This is a genomic window from Nitrospirillum amazonense (assembly GCF_007828035.1).
Lineage (GTDB): Bacteria > Pseudomonadota > Alphaproteobacteria > Azospirillales > Azospirillaceae > Nitrospirillum > Nitrospirillum amazonense.
In genome coordinates, this window is the sequence record NZ_VITV01000002.1 from 40,027 (window position 1) to 59,247 (window position 19,221).

General features: G+C 68.1%; 16 protein-coding genes. 4 read left to right on the top strand and 12 right to left on the bottom strand.

All coding sequences use genetic code 11. The features are described 5' to 3' along the window. Positions 1-18 precede the first annotated feature (18 nt). Entirely contained in the window at positions 19-456 is a 438-nt protein-coding gene (locus FBZ87_RS04250; RefSeq protein ID WP_145609138.1) for a flagellar FliJ family protein, read from the top strand. 6 nt (positions 457-462) lie between these two features. After that, positions 463-1,317 (top strand): Clp protease/crotonase-like domain-containing protein, encoded by an 855-nt coding sequence (locus tag FBZ87_RS04255; RefSeq protein ID WP_145609139.1) that lies wholly within the window; start codon positions 463-465, stop codon positions 1,315-1,317. A gap of 41 nt (positions 1,318-1,358) precedes the next feature. Here FBZ87_RS04255 and FBZ87_RS04260 read toward each other — a convergent pair whose 3' ends face one another. The 10 genes from FBZ87_RS04260 to fliF form a co-directional block, all read right to left on the bottom strand. Next, a complete protein-coding gene (locus FBZ87_RS04260; RefSeq protein WP_145609140.1) occupies positions 1,359-2,186 on the bottom strand; it encodes an aldo/keto reductase in 828 nt (275 codons plus the stop codon). A gap of 87 nt (positions 2,187-2,273) precedes the next feature. Then, on the bottom strand, positions 2,274-5,237 hold the full coding sequence (locus tag FBZ87_RS04265) for a hypothetical protein (protein WP_145609141.1): 2,964 nt from the start codon (positions 5,235-5,237) through the stop codon (positions 2,274-2,276). A 71-nt stretch (positions 5,238-5,308) separates the two neighbouring features. Continuing rightward, positions 5,309-6,124 (bottom strand): MinD/ParA family protein, encoded by an 816-nt coding sequence (locus tag FBZ87_RS04270; protein WP_004274049.1) that lies wholly within the window; start codon positions 6,122-6,124, stop codon positions 5,309-5,311. After that, entirely contained in the window at positions 6,121-7,113 is a 993-nt protein-coding gene (locus FBZ87_RS04275; RefSeq protein WP_145609142.1) for a flagellar biosynthesis protein FlhF, read from the bottom strand. Before FBZ87_RS04275 ends, FBZ87_RS04270 begins: the two co-directional genes overlap by 4 nt. A 470-nt stretch (positions 7,114-7,583) precedes the next feature. Next, complete coding sequence (flhA, locus tag FBZ87_RS04280) at positions 7,584-9,734, bottom strand: flagellar biosynthesis protein FlhA (protein WP_145609143.1); 2,151 nt, start codon at positions 9,732-9,734, stop codon at positions 7,584-7,586. 42 nt (positions 9,735-9,776) lie between these two features. Beyond that, entirely contained in the window at positions 9,777-11,195 is a 1,419-nt protein-coding gene (flbD, locus tag FBZ87_RS04285; protein WP_145609144.1) for a sigma-54-dependent transcriptional regulator FlbD, read from the bottom strand. A 58-nt stretch (positions 11,196-11,253) separates the two neighbouring features. Continuing rightward, positions 11,254-12,198, bottom strand: coding sequence for a motility protein A (locus FBZ87_RS04290; protein ID WP_246134234.1), 945 nt, complete (start codon positions 12,196-12,198; stop codon positions 11,254-11,256). 43 nt (positions 12,199-12,241) lie between these two features. Beyond that, the gene (gene fliN / locus FBZ87_RS04295) at positions 12,242-12,544 is read right to left on the bottom strand and encodes a flagellar motor switch protein FliN (protein WP_004273939.1); all 303 of its coding nucleotides are present in this window, start codon (positions 12,542-12,544) and stop codon (positions 12,242-12,244) included. Between the two features lie 93 nt (positions 12,545-12,637). After that, a complete protein-coding gene (locus FBZ87_RS04300) occupies positions 12,638-13,351 on the bottom strand; it encodes a FliH/SctL family protein (RefSeq protein WP_145609145.1) in 714 nt (237 codons plus the stop codon). Positions 13,352-13,366: 15 nt separating this feature from the next. Further along, complete coding sequence (gene fliF / locus FBZ87_RS04305; RefSeq protein ID WP_088871724.1) at positions 13,367-15,028, bottom strand: flagellar basal-body MS-ring/collar protein FliF; 1,662 nt, start codon at positions 15,026-15,028, stop codon at positions 13,367-13,369. Positions 15,029-15,317: 289 nt separating this feature from the next. Here fliF and FBZ87_RS04310 point away from each other — a divergent pair, with 289 nt between their 5' ends. Then, positions 15,318-15,626, top strand: a complete 309-nt coding sequence (locus FBZ87_RS04310) for an autorepressor SdpR family transcription factor (protein WP_145609146.1) — start codon at positions 15,318-15,320, stop codon at positions 15,624-15,626. Positions 15,627-15,648: 22 nt separating this feature from the next. Then, on the top strand, positions 15,649-16,311 hold the full coding sequence (locus FBZ87_RS04315; protein ID WP_186454570.1) for an SdpI family protein: 663 nt from the start codon (positions 15,649-15,651) through the stop codon (positions 16,309-16,311). A gap of 3 nt (positions 16,312-16,314) precedes the next feature. On the opposite strand, the gene FBZ87_RS04320 is transcribed toward FBZ87_RS04315, so the two are convergent. Then, positions 16,315-16,746: an MAPEG family protein gene (locus tag FBZ87_RS04320; protein ID WP_145609148.1), complete on the bottom strand. Its 432-nt coding sequence runs from the start codon at positions 16,744-16,746 to the stop codon at positions 16,315-16,317. Between the two features lie 155 nt (positions 16,747-16,901). Further along, the gene (locus FBZ87_RS04325; protein ID WP_145609149.1) at positions 16,902-19,169 is read right to left on the bottom strand and encodes a TonB-dependent receptor; all 2,268 of its coding nucleotides are present in this window, start codon (positions 19,167-19,169) and stop codon (positions 16,902-16,904) included. Positions 19,170-19,221: the final 52 nt, after the last annotated feature.

The window sequence follows — 19,221 nt, forward strand, 5'->3', positions numbered from 1 at the left end:
CCAGGATCACCCTAACCCATGAAAAGCCTGAAGGCCCTGATCCGGCTGCACAAGAACCAGGTGGACGACAAGCGCCGCCACCTGACGCAGTTGCGCGACCAGGAGGACCGGCTGACCCTGCAACGCCAGCAGTTCGAGGCGCAGGTGGAGATGGAGCGCCAGCTGTCCGGCACCTCCGTCGACATGGCGATGGCCTTCGCCAGCTACCTTCCCCAGATCAAGCTGCGCCGCAACGCCATGGAAACGGCGCGCCAACAGCTGATGATCGCCCTGCGGCGGGCGGAGGAAGACCTGGCCCAGGCCTTCCAGGAACTGAAGCGCTTCGAACTGGCGGAGGAGGAGCGCATCCGCAAGGAGAGGGCGGAACTGGCCCGCAAAGAGGCCATGATGCTGGACGAGGTCGCCGCCCAGCGCCACCTGCGCCAGCAGGAAGAGGGCGGGATGGGGGAGGAGTAGGATATCTTGCGTGGATCGCTTTTACTTGCCACCCTTCTGTGCCTTCAGGTCATCGCCGGGATTGCCTTCGCTCAAACCAAATCTGAGCCCGCGCCCTCTCAATCAATGTCCAAGATGGCGATTGCCCAACCAGGGGAGGCGGGTGAGGTCATCATCGACGGGTCCATCGACGACAATACGGCGGTATCGTTCCTTAAATTGGTCCAGGCCGGGGGTGTCAGGACGTTGCGCATCACCAGTGGTGGCGGGTATCCCGTGCCGGCCATGGTCATCGGCAATCTCGTTTATGACAATGGCATCGCCCTGGTGGTGGATGGCCACTGCATGTCTGCTTGCGCATCCTTCATCTTCATGGCCGCGCGAGATCGCACGGTCGGCGATCTTGGACTCGTTGCTTTCCATCACACCGACGCCACGATGGAGCGACTGCTGCGGGGCAAAGTTCATGATCCCGCATATGAGCACTACGCCCAAAGGGCCAAATTCGAATTCGCCTTCTACACCAAGATCGGCGCGCCCTTGGAACTGTTGATGGAGCCCAGCCTAGTCGAGGACATTTTTTGTTACGTGCAGGTCCAAGACCCCAATGGGAGTACGGACTATGGTTATCGCAGCAAATACAATATGTGGACGCCCCGGCCCCAGTACCTGAAGGACAACAACATTGAGGTGAAGGGCTTCTGGCCGCAGGACCCCTCGTCATTCCTGGCCGCTTACAAGAAGTTTCTGGCGGCTGGCCCGGCCCTCTCCCTGGCCTATACCAACGGGAAGCCCGTGACCAAGGAAACCGTTCGGGATGCGCTGGAGCCCATTTCCCTCTGCGCCGACAGCCCGCAAGAGGGCAATTCGCTCGTTAAATAGGGACTTAACCGGGAGTCCCGGCCGCCCTTCATCAGAAAGGCTCAGTTGAAATCATCGGGGTGCGGACCCAGGCGGCCGCGCGGGTCGTCCAGGCCGGCGATGCGGGCCTTGTCCGCCTCATCCAGGCGGAAGTCGAAGACGGCGATGTTCTCGCGGATGCGGTGCGGGGTTGCGGACTTCGGAATGACGCCCAGGCCCAGGTCCAGGTGCCAGCGGATGACGATTTGCGCCGCCGTCCGTTCATGCTTGCGCGCGATTTCCACCAGCACCGGGTGGTCCAGCAGCTTGCCCTGGCCCAGCGGGCTCCACGACTGGGTGACGATGCCGTGTTCCTCGTGGAAGGCGCGCAGTTCGCGCTGCTGGAACCGGGGATGCAGCTCGATCTGGTTCACGGCCGGCACCACGCCCGTCTCCTCGATCAGCTGGGCCAGCTGAAGGGTGGTGAAATTGGAAACGCCGATGGACCGGGCCTTGCCCGTTTCCCACAGGGCGATCAGCGCCCGCCATGTCTCCACATAGCGCGCGCGGGCCGGTGTCGGCCAATGGATGAGATAGAGGTCCACGGCGGGCAGGCCCAGGCGCGACAGGCTGTGGTCCAGTGCCGCCACCGGCGCCTCCGTCCCATGGCTGTCGTTCCACAGCTTGGTGGTCACGAACAGGCTGCGGGCGGTGATGCCGGTGCTGCGCAGGCCCCGGCCCACGCCGGCCTCATTGCCGTAGATGGCGGCGGTGTCCACCAGCCTATACCCGGCCTCCAGGGCCGTGCCCACCACGGGGGCGGCCTGGCTGTCCGGCGTCTGCCAGACGCCCAGGCCCAGCTGGGGCATGACGCGGCCGTCGTTCAGGGTGAGGGTGGGCTGGTTGTCCATGGGGCAGGTCCCGCTTGTTCACGTCCGAGTGTTCATGGCTGAGGGCGTTAACCAAGGTGGGGCGGTCTTGCCTCGAAACAAGGGGCGCTATATCCGCGTGGCGGGGCCCATGCCGCCGCTGCCGGCGCTGGCGGCATGATCGACCCAGCCATGGGCGCCCGTCTGGAAGGCCAGCCCGCCGCTGTAGCCCACGGCCGCCAGACTGTTGCTGTAGATGCCGTGCAGTTCCCGCGTCAGGCTGCTGGGCAGCAGCTGGCGGGTGCGGATCACCAGGTCGAAACGGCCCGTCCAGATCAGGCCGTCCAGTTGCATGGGGCCCAGCTGCGACAGCTGCAGATCAATCAGGAAGCGGCGCAGCGGGCGGTTGCGAACCCCGCGCGCGCCGCCTTCCTCTTCCTCGCTCTCTTCCTCATTGATGGCGCGGACATGGACTTGCAGGCGCCCCACCTCATCACCGAAGGGTACGGCGAAGGTGCGCCAGCCCTCCTTATTGGGTTCCGCCGCCTGGGTGGCGATGCTGCTGAAATCATCGATGAGGCGGGCGGACAGGCGGCCGCGTCCCGCCTTGCTGAGCGTCGACATCGCCTCCGACCCCAGCCAGCCGCTGGCGTCGCCGCCGCGCAGGGCTGCCAGGAAGACCACCAGGGTCTTGGTCAGCTGCGGCGTGGGGCGGGGCAGCACGCTGTTGATCAGCTGGTGCGCCAGGGCGGGGTCGCTGGCGGCGATGACCGCCAAGGCCTCCCGCAGGGCTGGCCAGTCGCGGCCCCGCGCCGGGTCTATGGGCGGCGGTACAGCGTCCAGCTCCGGTGTCGTGGCGGCGGTGGCCAGTTGCACCTTGCTGCCCACGGGCAGGTCGGTACGGGCCTGCAACAGCAAGGTGCCCCGCGGGGTCTCCACCACCGGCTGGCCGGTGCGGGTCAGGGCCACCACCGTGCCGGGCAGGGGCGGCAGGACACCCGGCCGGGCCAGGGCGGGGTTTAGCGGCGCCTCCGCCGCATCCTCCGGCGGCAGGATGCCGGGGCCGGCAGCGGGCGTGCCAGCGGGTGTGCCGGCGGGGGCGGCTTCCAAGGGCATGCCCGGGCGCTGTACGGACAGCAGGGTGAAGCTGAGCGTCTGCCCGGGGCTGGGACTGGGGGGCGTGCGCAGGGGGGGAGTGTAGGGGGCCGGCGCCGCCGGCAGGGGCGTGCCGGGCAACGCCGCCTGAGGGGATGAGGCGCCGGGCGCCTGGGACGGAACGCCAAGGGGGGAGGTCGCCATACCGCCGCCCATGGCCGCCGATGGCCCGGCTTGGCCGGCGGGTACGGCCAGCGCCGGGGGACCGTTCGGAATCTGCGGAGACGCAACTTGGCCTGAAGGTGCGGGTGTGTTCTGTGCCAATAGATTCGTCAGGGGGGCCGCCGCGACGGTGGCAACCTGTGGCGCTAGGGCCTGTGGTGCCTGGTCGTTTGGGACGGGCGTTGCCGCCGACGGTGTGGGCGAGGTGATCGGCTGCCCCTGCGGTGGCGTCGTGGCGGGCAGGGGGGAAAAGGGGGCGGCGGTGCCGGAGGGCAGGCCGGTGCGAACGAAGCTGGGGCGTGCCGCATTCAGGAACAGGCCGCCGCTGACGAAGGATGCCTCATCCGTCACCGGGGGCACGACGGTGGGAAAGGGGGCAGCGCCCGATTGCGGCCCCGGTGATGGTGTGCCGGACTGTGTCCGTGCTGTTCCGGACTGCCTCAGATCCGGCAGGAACTCCGGGACGCCCAAGGCAGCCAGCAGGGCGGCGGCATGGTCGAGCGGCGCGGGGGCCGCCGGTTGGGACGGCACTTGTGGGGCGGGCTGCTGCGCTGACGTGGAAGGGGGGGCGCCGGCGGTGGGGGATGCTTGCGTCCCGGCCGGTCCGGTGTCGGGTGCGGCGCTGCCGGGCGTCACCGGAGCCATGGGTGACGGTATGGCGGTTTGGGTGGGGGACGGGGTTGCTGGGGATGAAACCGGCGACGGCAGGCCCGTGGCAGACTGGCCGTCGGGCGTGGGCGTGGCGGTGGCTGGCGTGCTGCCACCGATTGGCACCGGTGTTTGAGACGTCGGGGGGGGCGCGATGCCGGGCAGCAGGTCGGCCAACGAGGGCGGGTTGGTGCCGGCGCCAGGGCCGGGCATACCGACTGTCGTCTGCGCGAACAGCAGATTTGCCAGGGTGCTGGTGGCCGAGGCGGGAATGGGCGTGCCCGTGGGGGTGGGAGAGGCCTGGCCGCCGGCTGCCGGCAGGGCCGTGGATGGGCTTGTCCCGGACAGGGTTGTCCCAGACGGGGTGGTCGATGAGGGCTGGCCGGTGCCCGTATCCGGAGCGGTGGCGCCTGTCTGTGGGGCCGTGGCGCCGCTGCCGTTGGCTGCGGCGGGACTGGGTGCCGGCTGGTTCGGTGCCGATTGGTTCGGTGCCGATTGGTTCGGTGATTGCTGTGGGGAGTCGTCCGTCAGGTCGGGCTGATCGCCGGTGTCGCCCTGGGCGCCCACGATCAGGCCCAGCCCCTGGCCCTGGTTGATGTCGGATACCGGCACCTGGGTGTTGGGCGCCGGCGTGCTGGCGCTGTTGGATGCGGGGGCGGGGTTCAGCAGGATGGCGGCCAGCGTCGTGCCCACCTGCAAGGCCGGCAGGCCGGCGGTGGGGTTGGGCAGCTGGACGGCTGGCTGCGGCTGGGGCTGGGCGGCCGCTGCGGCTTGGCCGCTGCCGCCCGTCTGCGCTGCCCCCTGGGCCGCCCCTTGCGTCGCCGCCTGCGCCACCACGGTGGCGGTCAGCGCGGCGCCCGTGGTCTGCGCCGGAATTTGCAGGGTGACCGGTCGGTCGGTGGGCAAGGGGGCTTCGGTGCGGACCTGCACGTCGCCGGCGGCGGTACGCACCGTGGCTTGCTCGCCCTGCTGTTCCGTGACCATGCCGCTGACGGCCAGGGCCCGGGCCAGGCCGGTCAGCTTGTCCGGCAGTTGGGTCACCGTGACCTGTCCCAGCACGGTGGGGGCGGCGCCGCCCCCGGCGCCAGCCGTCTGGGTGATGATGGACGGTGTCTGGACGCCGCTCATGGCCGAAGGCTCCACCCCTTAGGGGGCGGTCCCAGTCCGATCAGCGCCGTCCAGCCGGGGGCCACGCCGGATCAGCCCCCTTGGTTCAGGCGGTTGGCCACCATCTCGATGTCATGGGCGGCATCGGAGGTGGGGAAGCGCATGAACAGGGGCGACTGGTTGCGGATGGCCTCGCGCACCTTGGCGTCGCGCCGCACGATGCCGCCCAGCTTGGGCGACATCTTCAGATAGCGCTGACAGACGGTCAGCAGCTTCTCATACGTCTTCTCGCCCAGCGCCTTGCTGTCGGCCATGTTGATGACCACGCGCAGGTCGGCCATGGGGTTGGCCTGGTAGCTGAGCTTCAGGAAGGCGTAGGCGTCGGTGATGGAGGTGGGCTCGTCCGTCGTCACCACCAGGGTGGTGCCGGCCGGGCCGGAGAAGGTGCGCACCATGCGGTCCACGCCGGCGCCCAGGTCGATGACCACCCAGTCATAGCTCTTGGCCACGTCCGCCAGTTCCGTGCGCAGCTGGGTCAGCCGCGCCGGCGGCAGGTTGGCCAGGCTGCCGGAACCGCTGCGGCCGGCGATGATGTCGAAGCCGCCTTCGGGGAAGCGCTGGGCCGCCCCTTGCAGGGTCACCATGCCGTCGATCACCTGGCCCAGGTCGCGCTTGGGCATCAGGCCCAGCTGGATGTCCACGTTGGCCAGGCCCAGGTCGCCGTCGAACAGCAGGATGCGCTTGCCGCTGCGCGCCAGGGCGTGCGCCAGGGTGACGGAGAAGAAGGTCTTGCCCACGCCACCCTTGCCGCTGGCCACGGCCAGGATGTTCTGGCGCCGCAGGGGCATGACGTTGTCGGCGGTGGCGAGGGCCGCCGGCGCGCCGGTTGGGGAGAGGAGGTCGTTCATGCGTGGGTCCCCGTTTGCTTGGCGCGGCGTTCGCTAGTTTCAGAGCCGGGCATCATCAGGCGGGCGAGCGATGTGGGTGAGAGGGGCGTCAGGCCTTCGGCCGCGCGCGGGCTGGTGCTGGCGTCGCACAGGGCCAGGCCGGCCTCGTGCGCGGCGGTCAACATGCTGCCCAGGCGCCGGGCCATGTCCAGGCGGGTGGTCAGCAGGCGGCGGGCGCCCAGGGCGCGGAAGGCGCGGGCCATTTCCGACGCCTCCACCGGGTCCATGCCGGCGGGCAGCACCAGCACCGGCTCGATGTCGGCGGCCACCAGGAAATCGCGCAGGTCGTTCAGGTCGGCCTGGCTGTAGGGGTTGCGGCCGGCGCTGTCGACCAGCACCTGCTCCGCCCCCCGCTGCACGTCCAGGGCGTCGGCCAGGGCCAACGGATCCTCCACCGTCATCAGCCGCAGCTTCAGCACGCGGGTGAAGGCGGCCAGCTGGTCGATGCCGCCGGCGCGCACCGTGTCGGTGGAGATGACCCCCACCGGCCGGCCCTTCAGGGCGGCACGGGCGCACAGCTTGGCCACCGTCAGCGTCTTGCCCGCACCCGGCGGGCCCACCAGCATCAGCGGCTTGGGAAAGCGGCCCTCGGGCAGGGGCTGGAAGGTGAAGACGGACTCCAGGGCGGCGGCCAGCAGGGTCTGGGCGTCCTTGGCGTCGAAATCGGCGATGCTGTCCATCAGCCGCTGGTTCAGGTCGGCCGGCAGGCCGTGGCGGAACAGGATATCCGTCACCTGGTCGGCGGGGTCGGGGGCCAGCGGGTCGTGATAGCGGTCGTTGAGGGCGGGCATGCCCGGAACGGGGATGGACTCCTCCACCGCCGCCGTCACCCGGACGCCGACGCCTTCTTCCTCGCGCGTGGCGACGATGATGGCGTCATCCCCCAGCACCTCCCGGACAAGGCGCATCGCCTCACCCATGGTTGGGGCATGAAAGGACTTCAGCCGCATGATTGTCCTGCCCTAGGGGCCATATCCACTCCACCTCCCCACAGCGGCCCACCCCCGAGGGACCCTGCCACCGGAACCGCCGCGGCTGCACCCGCCGCCCACGGCATCTGAAACCCCAACCTCAACCCTGCGCCGAAGCGGCCGAACGCTTCCCGGTTCGGCCATCCTGGCACGACGCCCCATCAAGAGCGCTGTGCCAGGTCATTTGCGCGTATGCGGGCATTAACCCGGCTTGTCTGCCGTCAAAAGGACAAATACGTCAAGGACCCAAGGATGGCATCTTATTCGGACCGTTGCATCAGCGATAAGGGCGTGCGGGCGCAGCTTCCGGCCCGCCGTGTCATTTACACCGCGCTTGCTTAATTTTGCGTTAGCCATGTTCGGTGACGCCCCACATCATCCAGGCGGAAGACCGCTTCGTCCTGCCGCCACCCCCGCTATTTCTATACCCCCGGCCGCCCCTGCGGCTCTTACACTTGTCCCAAGGTCTTGATCTTGGCCTTGGGATGGATTTCATTCTGCGACATGACGGCGGTGGCCGGCCGGAACCGCTCGATGATGGAACGGACGAAGGGCCGGATGCCCGGGCTGGTCAGCAGCACCGGCGATTCCCCCATCATGGCGTGGCGGTCGTAGGTCTGGCGCACGGCGGTGATGAATTGCTGCAGGCGCGACGGCGCCATGGCCAGGTTGCGCTCGTCGCCTTCGCCCACGACGGATTCGGCGAAGGCCTGCTCCCACTCCGGCGATAGGGTGATGAGGGGAATGTAGCCCTGGTCGTTGGTATGGCTGTCGGAGATTTGGCGCGACAGGCGGGCGCGCACATGCTCCGTGATCTGGGTGATGTTGCGCGTGTAGCCCGTCGCCTCCGACACGCCTTCCAGGATGGCGGGCAGATCGCGGATGGAGATGCGCTCGGCCAGCAGGCTTTGCAGGACGCGTTGCAGCGCGCCTACGCCGATCTGGCCGGGGATGACGTCGGCCACCAGCTTCTGCTGTTCCTTGTTCAGCTCGTCCAGCAGCTTCTGGGTCTCGGCGTAGGACAGCAGGTCCGCCATGTTGTCGCGCACCACCTCGGTCAGATGGGTGGTCAGCACGGTGGGCGGATCCACCACGGTGAAGCCCTTGAACAGCGCTTCCTCGCGATAGGCCGGCTCGATCCACATGGCGGGCAGGCCGAAGGTCGGTTCCGTCGTCACTTCGCCCGGCAGCTGGATGGGCTCGCCACGCGGGTCCATGCAGAGCAGCATGTTGGGGCGCACGTCGCCGCGGCCGGCCTCGATCTCCTTGATGCGGATGACGTAGCTGTTGGGCGGCAGCTGCAGATTGTCCTGGATGCGCACGGCCGGCATGATGATGCCGATCTCGCTGGCCAGCTGGCGGCGCAGGCCCTTGATCTGGTCGGTCAGGCGGTGGCCGGCGTCGGTGTTGATCAGCGACAGCAGGCCATAGCCCAGTTCCAGGCGGATGAGGTCGATGGCTAGGGCGGAGGAGATGGGCTCCTCCGGCGCCGGCAGGGGGGCACCGCCGGGGCCGGCGGGGGCACCGGGCGCGCCGCCGGCTTCCGCCCCCACCATCTGGTCCGACCGTGCTTTCCGCAGGCGCGGCAAGTAGTAGGCGCCGGCGAACAGGGCGATGGCCAGCGAGACGAAGGGCAGGAAGGGCAGGCCCGGCAGCAGGGCCAGGGCGCACAGCAGGAAGGCGCTGAGGCCCATGGCCGAGGGGTAGAAGCTCAGCTGCCCGAACAGCGCCTTGTCGGCGGACCCCGTCTGACCCGACTTCGACACCATGAGGCCGGCGGCCAGCGAGACGATCAGCGCCGGGATCTGGCTGACCAGGCCGTCGCCGATGGTCAGCTGGGTGTAGGTGGCGCCCGCCTTCAGGAACGACATGTTCTTCTGGCCGACGCCGATGATCATGCCGACGACGACGTTGATGAAGGTGATGACCATGCCGGCCACGGCGTCGCCGCGCACGAACTTGGACGCGCCGTCCATGGCGCCGAAGAACTGGCTTTCCTCCTCCAGCTCACGGCGGCGCTTCTTGGCCTCGCCCTCGTCGATCAGGCCGGCCGACAGGTCGGCGTCGATGGCCATCTGCTTGCCGGGCATGCCGTCCAGGGTGAAGCGCGCCGCCACTTCGGCGATACGGCCGGAACCCTTGGTGATGACGGTGAAGTTCACCATCACCAGGATGGCGAACACCGTCACGCCAATGATGAAGTTGCCGCCCATGATGAAGCCGCCGAACGCCTGGATGACGTGGCCGGCGGCCTGGGTGCCCTCATGCCCGTGGCCCAGGATCAGGCGGGTCGATGCCATGTTCAGCGCCAGGCGCAACATGGTGGACACCAGCAGGATGGTGGGGAAGGAACTCATCTCCAGCGGCTTCTGGATGCTGAGCACCGTCATCAGAATGAGGACGGAGAAGGTGAAGGAAACGGCGAGGCCGAAGTCCAGCAGGAAGGTCGGCAGCGGGATGACCAGCATGACCAGGATGGTCACGATGCCCAGCGCGAACAGAATCTCCGTCCGCTTCAGCAGCGCCGGACCGGCGGTCCGCGCGTTGCCGAACAGGGACTGCAGCATGTTGCCGCCGGAGGCCGCGGTCTGGTCAGCCATGGTCTCTCTTCCCGGTGCCTGTCAGGTGTCCGTTCCCTCGCCTTACATCGCCGCCCGGTCCAACTCGCCACCCGCCGGCGGCGGCACGGCCACGCCCTCATCGCTGTACTGCTTCAGCTTGTTGCGCAGGGTGCGGATGGAAATGCCCAGGATGTTGGCGGCATGCGTCCGGTTGCCCAGGCAATGGCTGAGCGTGTCGATGATCAGGTCACGCTCCACATCCGCCACGCTGCGGCCCACCAGGCCGGCAGTGCCGGAGGCGCCGGGCTCGCCCGCCGGGGCGGCCGGGGGCTGGGCGGCGGCGGTGGCGCGGGCGGCCACCGGGGCCACCGCGCTGTAGGCTTGCGCCGGCGCCGCCGGTTCCGCACCGGTCAGCAGGATGGCGTCGGTGCCGATCTCAGTCCCGCGCGACAGCAGGACGGCGCGGTGCATGGTGTTCTCCAGCTCACGCACGTTGCCGCGGAAGCGGTGGGCCTGCAGCATGGCCAGCGCTTCCGGGCTTACCCTGCGTTCCGGCAGGCCGTTGGCCTCGGAATATTTGGTGGCGAAGTGCTGCGACAGGATGGCGATGTCGGCCGGGCGTTCGCGCAGGGGCGGCAGGGCCAGGTTCACCACGTTCAGGCGGAAGAACAAGTCCTCGCGGAAGCGGCCGGCCCGCACCTCCTCCTCCAGGAAGCGGTTGCTGGTGGCCAGCACGCGGATGTCCACCTTCACCGGCTGGGTTCCACCCACCCGGTCGATCTCCCGTTCCTGGATGGCGCGCAGCAGCTTCGCCTGCAGCCGGATGTCCATCTCCGAGATTTCGTCCAGCAGCAGGGTGCCGCCGTTGGCCTCCTCGAACTTGCCCACGCGGCGCGCCACGGCGCCGGTGAAGGCGCCTTTCTCATGGCCGAACAGTTCCGATTCCAGCAGGTTTTCCGGGATGGCCGCGCAGTTGACGGAGACGAACACCGCGTTGGCCCGGCGGCTCTTGCGGTGGATGTAGCGGGCCATCAGTTCCTTGCCGGTGCCGGACTCGCCGGTGATCAGCACGCTGGCGTCGCTGGGGGCGATCTGGTCGGCCAGGCGCAGCACGCCCCCCATGGAGGGGTCGCGGCTGACGATGGCATGGCTTTCCTCCGCCACCGCTTCCAGCACGGCAGCGATCAGCTGCGCGTCCGGGGGCAGGGGGATGTATTCCTTGGCGCCGGCGCGGATGGCCTTCACCGCGGCCTGCGCGTCGGTCGCCACGCCGCAGGCGACCACCGGCACGGTGATGCGTTCGGTCTTCAGCGCCTCGATCAGCATGGCGACGTCCAGCTTGACGTCGATCATCACCAGGTCGGCGCCCTGGCCGCCGCGCAGGGCGTTGAGGGCACCGCCGATGCTGTCGGTGTGGGCGACCTTCGCGCCCTTCTGGAGCGCGATCTTGCCCGCCGCCGTGATGTAGCCTTCCAGCGTCCCTACGATCAGCAACCGCATCGCTCAAAACCCTTTCAAACCGGGACGCCCCACCGGGGACGCGTCCGTCGTCCAACCATCAATCGTAATGGTTCAGCCGCAGCTCCGGCGGCAGAACCGTGTTCATCATCATCTCCAGCCGGCGCGGATTTTCCTGCCGGGCGATGGAGATGGCGCCCAGCATGAACAGCGTGTCCACGATGGCCTGGGCGTCGGTGTTGCGTTCCAGCTTTCCGGCCAGCGGGGCCAGGGCCATGTTGCCCACCAGCGCGCCGTAGAAGGTCGTCAGCAGGGCTATGGCCATGGCCGGGCCGATGGCCGCCGGGTCCTGCAGGTTGCCCAGCATCTGCACCAGGCCGACCAGGGTGCCGATCAGGCCCATGGCCGGCGCCACTTCCGAGGCGCGGCGCAGCACGGCGGCGCCATGGCGGGACCGTGCCTGCTGCGCCTCGATCTCGGTGCGCAGGATGCGCTCCACATCCTCCGCCGCGATGCCGTCCACCACCAGCTCGATGGCCCGGGCCTGCAGGGGCTCGACCCCCTTGTCCTTCATCAGCGGCTGCAGGGTCAGCGGGCCGTTGCGGCGCGCCGCCTCCGCCATCTGCAGGACATAGCCGGAGACATCGGCGATGTCGGCCACCGGCCGCATCAGGGCGCGGGCCAGCTGGCGGCGGCAGGCCGCCAGGTCCTCGCGCGCGAAGGACACGATGGTGACGGCGATGGTGCCGCCCACCACGATCATGAGCGAGGGCACGTTGATGAAGGCGCGCGCGTGCCCGCCGAAGGCCAGGGCTGAGAACACCAGCGCGAACCCCGCCGCCAGGCCCAGCACCGTGGTCAGGTCCAGCCCGTGGCGCACCCGCACCGGCTCCGGCAGGGGGGCGGACGCCGGCGCCTGAGTCCCCACCGGATGGGCCGGCCCCTTGGTCTCGTTCGCCGCCTCCGGCGCCGGCGCGGCCGCAGCCATCCGTCCGGCGGCGGTGCCGGCGGCGCGCAAGGTCGGGGAAGGGGGGCGGCTGTTCAACGGTCTCTCTTTTCTCGATTACGGATCAGGTCTCGATTACGGATCAGGTGCGTTCGGACTTGATGATTTCCGTCATGGTCACGCCCAGGCGGTCTTCCACCACCACCACCTCGCCGCGCGCCACCAGCCGGTTGTTGACGTAGATGTCGATGGCCTCGCCCACCTTGCGGTCCAGTTCCACCACTGCGCCGCGGCCCAGCTTCAGCAGTTGGCTCACCTGCATGGTGCACTTGCCCAGCACGGCGGAAATCTGAACCGGGATGTCGTAGACGGCCTCCAGGTCCTTCACGATAGGGGCGCCGTCGGCGTCCATGCCTGCTTGGCCGTCGAAATCGTCCAGGCTCATCGTTTCCCTCGTTTCTCACCGCCGGGGCGCCGCCCGGTCACGCATCCTAACAACACTGGCCCATAACATGTTGGCCTATCACGGCCTATACGCTCATTCCGCCGCTTCGCGGCCATCTTCCAGCGGGCGTCCCAGATTGCCGGCGATGCGGTCGATCTCCGCCCACAGGGCGGCCACGTCGCGCTCGGCGCCGCCGTCGCCCCAGTCGGCCTTGCAGTCCAGTTCCCCGGCGCGGGGATCGGCGACCACGGCGACGGAGCCGGCGAAGCCCTGGCGCGCCGCCATGTCCTCGATCTTCTCCTTGATGGGGGCCAGCCAGTTCTCATGCACGCGCACCAGCAGGCGCGGTTCGTCCGACAGCTCCGCCAGGAAGGCGTTGACCGATGCCTCCACCTCCACCAGGCCATGGCGCTTGACCATGGCGGGGAACAGCTTGCGCACGATGGCCAGCGCCATGCGGACGGTGTTCTGGGCGCGCAGCGCCCGGCCCTGTGTCTCCGCCTGGATCAGCTGCCCGACACTGCCCTGCAGTTGCGCCAGCACGTTGGCCAGCGCCAGCGCCGACTGGTCGGCACCGGCCTGCATGCCCTCGGCATGGCCCTGGGCGTAGGCGGCTTCGCGCGCCATGCGCACCTGCTGCTGCAGGTCGGCCAGGCTGAAGGTGGGTTCCGGCGGCGGTGGGGGCGGGGGCGGCGGTTCCGGCGGCAGCTCTGGCACAACAGGGGGCGGCAAATCCTCCGCCACCTCAACGCGGCGGCCCTCGGGATCGAAGGAATTGTCGAACAGGAATCTGCGGATGTTGGTCATGGGCTACGTCCGCGCTCAATTTTCCTGGTACAGCCAGTTCCGGATGATGGATACGGCCTCTTCCGGGTGCTTTTCGACGATCTCGCCCACCTTGCGCAGCGAGGACGCGCGCACGCGGCCATCGACGCGGTTGATGTCGATCATCTGTTCCAGTTCCTCGTTGGCCTGGGCGGCCTCCAGCGCCAGCTCGCGGGCCAGCGCGCCGCCGCCGGGGCCGGCCAGCTGCGGCACGCCGCTCTGGTCGGACAGCAGGTCGGGCTCCTCATCCAGCTGCGGGGTGCGGTCCAGGGCGCGGGCCACCAGCGGCCGGATGACCAGCAGGATGACCAGGATGGCGACGATGGCCAGCACGATGGTTTCGGCAATGCGGAACACATCCTGCTTGGGCAGGCCGAACAGCGTCTCTTCCTTGGCCTCCAGCTCGCCCTCGGGGGTGGCGAACTTCATGCTGACCACGTCCACCGTGTCGCCGCGCGAACCGTCGAAGCCGATGGATGATTTGACCAGGGACCCCAGCTTCTGCAGCTCGTCATCCGAGCGCGGCTGGTACTGGGCCACCCCCTTGTCGTCGGGCACGTAATTGCCGTCGACCAGCACGGCGACCGACAGGCGGCGCACCTGGCCGGCCTCGCGCTCGTGGACCTTCACGGTCTTGCTGATCTCGTAATTGATGCGCTCGTTGGTCTTGGTGGTCTTGGAGCTGGAGGAGCCGTTGGTGGTGTTCTCGGCGTTGGCGGAGGGCAGGTTGTTCGCCACCGTCACCGGGTCCTGGCCTTCCTTGTTGATGTCTTCCGAGTTCTCGTTGTTGGTCTCGGTGGAGCGCACGACCTGGCTGTCGGGGTCGAAGATCTCGCTGTTCGTCGTGATATGGTCGAAATCCATGTCGACCGTCACCTCCGCCCGCACCTTGCCCATGCCCACGGTGCGGCCCACGATCTCCTCGACCTTGTCGGTCAGGCGCTGCTGATAGGCGAGGCGCTTTTCTTCCGCCGTCGCCATCATGGCTTCCTTGCTGTCGGAGCCCATGCCCCGGGCCAGCAGGTTGCCCTTGTCGTCCACCACCGACACCATGTCGGGCTGCAGTCCCGGGACCGACGCGGCGATCAGGTGCTGGACGCTGGCCACCTGTTCCTTCTTCAGCTGCTGGCCGGGCCGCAGGCGCAGGACGACGCTGGCCGTGGCCTTCTGCGTTTCACGGCTGAACAGCTCGCGCTTGGGCAATACCAGGTGGATGCGGGACTGCTGCACCGGGGCCAGGGTGTTCACCGTGCGCGACAGCTCTCCCTCCAGCGCGCGCAGCTGCTGGACGGATTGCATGAAGCTGGTGGTGCCCAGGCTTTCCGCCTGATTGAAGATCTCATAACCGACGTTGCCGCCGGTGGGCAGGCCCTGCTGGGCCATCAGCATGCGGATGCGGCCCACCTGGTCGGCGGGTACCTCGATGCGGGTGCTGTCCGGGCTGACCTGGTAGGGCACCTTGGGCTGCATCTGGTCCAGTTGCTGCACGATGGCGCCGCCGTCGCTGGGCGACAGGTCGCTGTACAGCAGGGCCATGTTGGGCGAGGAGCCGTTGAACAGCAGGAAGCCGAACAGGGCCAGGATCAGCAGCGCGACGCCACCGATGGCGCCCAGCCGTACCGGCCCCAGATTACGCAGGGTCTGCAACAGGTTTTCCAAGGTCCGCTCCCGGGCCGGCGGTCACCGAAAAATCACAGCGGAGTCTATAGTGTCGATTCCGCGTTTGCCAGGATTGTGGGAACGTTCAGGGAATGAAATAGGGGGTGCTGGGCAAAAATTTCCTACACACCGCAAAGTGTGTCATTTGCGTCACGCATTTTGCCACTTGGCGGAGTGTTGCATTCAACAAGAGCTACCTCGCTGGCGAAATTTGCAAAATGCAATAACTGAGGAAGGCGCCGCCAAAGCGACTTGACTATATTTCGCTAATTAGCTAAATACCGTTATTATGAATCGCGTCTTTAAAGCCCTGGCCGATCCCAGCCGCCGCCGCATCCTGCAGCTGCTGCGGGAGGGGCCGTTGTCGGCCGGCGACATCGCCCGCCATTTCGACCTGGCCAAGCCCACCCTGTCCGGCCATTTCGCCGTGCTGCGCGAAGCCGACCTGGTGGACCAGGAGCGTCAGGGCACCACTATCTACTACCGCCTGAACCTGTCGGTGATGGAAGAGGCGCTGTCGGGCCTCATGGACAGCATGGGGATAGGGCAGGGGGAGCGGGCGGCCCATAGCCCCGGTCTGGTCAAACCGGGAAAATAGCGGTCCCGCGAGGAGCATGCAGATGTCCGCTCGGTTCTATTGGCTGATGACGGCCCAGATCCTGGCCGTCATGGTGCTGGTCAGCATCTATACGCTGGCGCAGGTCGGGATGGAGGCGACCCTGCCCATCCATTGGGGCGCCAACGGTCAGGTCAATGGGGTTGCCCCGGCACCTTGGGCGCTGGCGATCCTGCCCTTGACTGTCGTGGGATGGGCGGCGCTCACGGTCCTGCTGGCCCGGTTTTCGCCCAGCGCGGCGGCCCTGGCGCGGTCAGGGACCGCGTGGCGCACGGCCTGTCTGTCGCTGACCGGCATGCTGGCGCTCACCCACTTCGCCCTAGTGGGTGGCGCTTTGGGCCACCCGGTGGACATGGGCCGCACCCACGCGCTGATTATGGGCGTGTTCCTGGTCCTGATGGGCAATGTGATGGGCAAGGTGCGGCAGAACGGTCTGCTGGGCATCCGCACGCCGTGGACGCGCAACGACGAATGGGTGTGGGACCAGACGCACCGCTTCGGTGGCCGACTGTTTGTGGCCGGCGGCTTCCTGCTGCTGGCGCTGACCTTGTGGCTGCCGCCGGCCTTGATCCGCGGGCCCCGCCTGACGATGGCGGTGCTGCTGCCCTTGGCCTTGATCTCGGTCCTCCGCTCCTACCTCTACTGGCGTGTCAGGCCCAACCGCTGAGCGTCAGGCGGGAAAGGTCAGCAGCGTCAGGCCCAGCCGCACCCACATCGCCGCCAGCACGGCCATGGACAGGATGAACACCGCCGCCCGGTGCAGCACGTTGTTGTAGGTCAGGTGGATGGCGCTTTGGATGACGCGCAGCGCCACGAAGACCCAGGCCAGCGCCTCATAGAGATGGTCGCCCTGGCGCAGCACCATCAGCACCACGCAGATGACGTAGAACAGCGGCGGCACCTCCAGCAGGTTGTTGAAGGCGCGCTGGGCCGTGGCGCAACCGTCCGTCTGGGTGCCCACCGTGAAGTTGCGGAAGTAGGACAGCCGGACATTCCCCCGCCTCACCGCCCGCACCCGCATGATGAACAGCCGCAGGCCCACCAGCAGGGTGAACAGGAACAGGACCAGCATGGGGAAGTACAGGGCAATGCTGCTTGTCATGGCCGTCCGTCGCGTCAGGAAGCGTCATGCTCAGGCTACGGCTTTTCGGAATGACGGGAAGCCTGATCACACGGTTAGGCCGATGGCGATAAAGAAACGGCGCGCGGGAGGGCCCCCGCGCGCCGGTCTTTGAACGTGCCGTAGGCCTTGGCCGCCTAGAACCGCACCTTGACCGTGCCCAGGACCTGGCGCGGCGGCTGGGGGAAGGCGCCCAGGGGGCCGTTGTCGTCGGCCTCGATCAGGTTCACCTTGCGGTCGAACAGGTTGCGCACCGTCAGGCTCAAATCCACGGTGTCCTGATGGGGCGGCGTCCACGTCCAGGTGGTGTTCCACAGGGCGTAGCCACCGCTGACGCGGCTGTTCTGGCTGTCGTAGGCATAGTCGCCGAACATCTCCACCCACAGCTTGGCCGACAGGCCCAATGCCGGGATGCCCTGGTTCAGGGCGACGCTGCCCGTATGCCGGGGAACGCCCTGCACCCGCTTGCCGGTGAAGTCGCGCTGGATCAGCGTGTCGCTTTCCACGAAGCGGTCGTCCAGCCAGTAGGCCTCGGTATAGCCGTAGGTGACGTCGGCCGACAGGTGGGGCACCAGGCTGTCCAGCCGGGCGCTGCCCGCCAGTTCCACCCCCTGCGACAGCTGCTCACCCGTGTTGAAGGTCTGCGGCACGCCATTGACCTCCACCACCTGCAGCAGGTCGTGGCGCTGCAGGCGATAGATGGTGACGCTGCCCGACAGCAGGCCGCCGAAGGCATCGCCCTTCACGCCGGCCTCCACATTGTCCGCCAGTTCCGGGTTCAGGCCGGTCTGGCGGGTGCGGAAGGACCACAGCGGCCCGAAGGCCGCGGAGAAGCCCTGGCCGTAGGCGACATAGGCGCTGACCTCGGGCGTCACCTTCCAGGTGACCGACGCCTTGGGGCTGAAATGGGCGTTGTCGTCATAGGCGGTGCCGCCCGGCGTGATGGTGCCGTTGGGCCCGCCGCTGGTGGTGTCGCCATAGACGACATGCCGCTCGAAGTAGTCATAGCGGCCGCCCACGTCCAGGGTGACGGGCCCGAAGGTCCGGTCCACCTGCAGATAGGCGGCGTAGGCGCGCTCGCGGCCGTAGGCGTTCAACTGGGTGTCCGTCACCCACTCATCCGTGTCGATGTTCTGGCCGGTCAGGATGCTGCGCTGCTCACCGTAGTAGTAGGTGTCGTCCAGCTGGCCGGTCCAATGCTCGGTATGGTGGGCGCGCACTTGCTCCGCGCTGACGCCGCCCAGCACCTGCCAGGGCCCGTGGGTCCAGGACAGCTGCTGCTCGCCATAACCGGTGATGGTGTTGCCGTCCACGCGGAAGCCGGTGAAGGTGACCGAGCCGGCGCTGGGGTCGTACTCGTTGGCGAAGCCCTGCAGGGCGGAGGTCAGAGCCTGGCGGACATGCAGCTTGGTGGTGGCCACCAGGCCCTCGGCCAGGTCACGCTCGTACGTCGCCGTGGCCGTGGCCATGCGCTTGTAGAAGCCGGCGTTGTCCTCGTTCCAGTTGGCCTCGCGGCCGCCCGGCAGGGCGACCAGCTCACCCCGGCTGTCCACCGGCAGCTCGCCCGCCAGCTGCTGGCGGGTGTCCACCCAGGTGGCGGTGACGGTCAGGCGGCCGGCATCGCCCATGTCCAGCTGGTGCTTCAGGAACAGGTTGGTCTCGTTGCGGCCGGTGCGGTCGCGCCAGCCGTCGCCCCGCTCATGCCCCACGTCCAGCAGCAGCGCGCCACCCTTCACGGTGGGCGTCTGCAGCAGGGCGTCGCCGTGCAGCCAGCCGTCGCTGCCGGCCTGCAGGGTGACCTCGCCCTTGGTCTCGCCGGTAACCTCGCGGGTCAGGTAGTTGATGGTGCCGCTGATGGCGCCCCGGCCGTACAAGGCCGACATGGGGCCGCGGACCACGTCCACCCTGCCCACCGCGCTGTAGGGCAGCTGTTCCAGGTCGACCTCGTCATCCCCGGTGACGTAGGGGATGCCGTCCATCATCACCACCAGCGTGTCGTTATGCACCTTGCTGGGCACGCCGCGCAGGGTGATCGAGGTGTAGGTGCCCATGTCGTTCTTGGACACCAGCACGCCCGGCAGGTCCGTCAGTTCATCGCCGATGAACAGCACACCCTTCTGTTCGAACTCGTCGCGCGACACGGTGGACACGCTGGCGGGCACGTCGCGCAGGGCTTCGGCCCGGCGGGTGGCGGTGACGATGATCTGGTCCAGCGGAGAGTCGCTGTCGGCGGCGGGGGCCATAGAGGCGGGTGTCTGCCCGCCGGTGGTATGGGGGTCGTCGGTATGTCGATCGGCGGTATGGTCGGCGGTATAGGAGGACGAAACGTCTGCGGCCAGGGCGGCCGAAGCCGAGAGGACGGGCGAACCCGCCAGGATGGTGGACAGCAGCAGCAGACGGCGCATCGTTTCAGAAGCCTCCTCAGGTCTTTGAATGCGGAAATGTGGGAAAACGGCG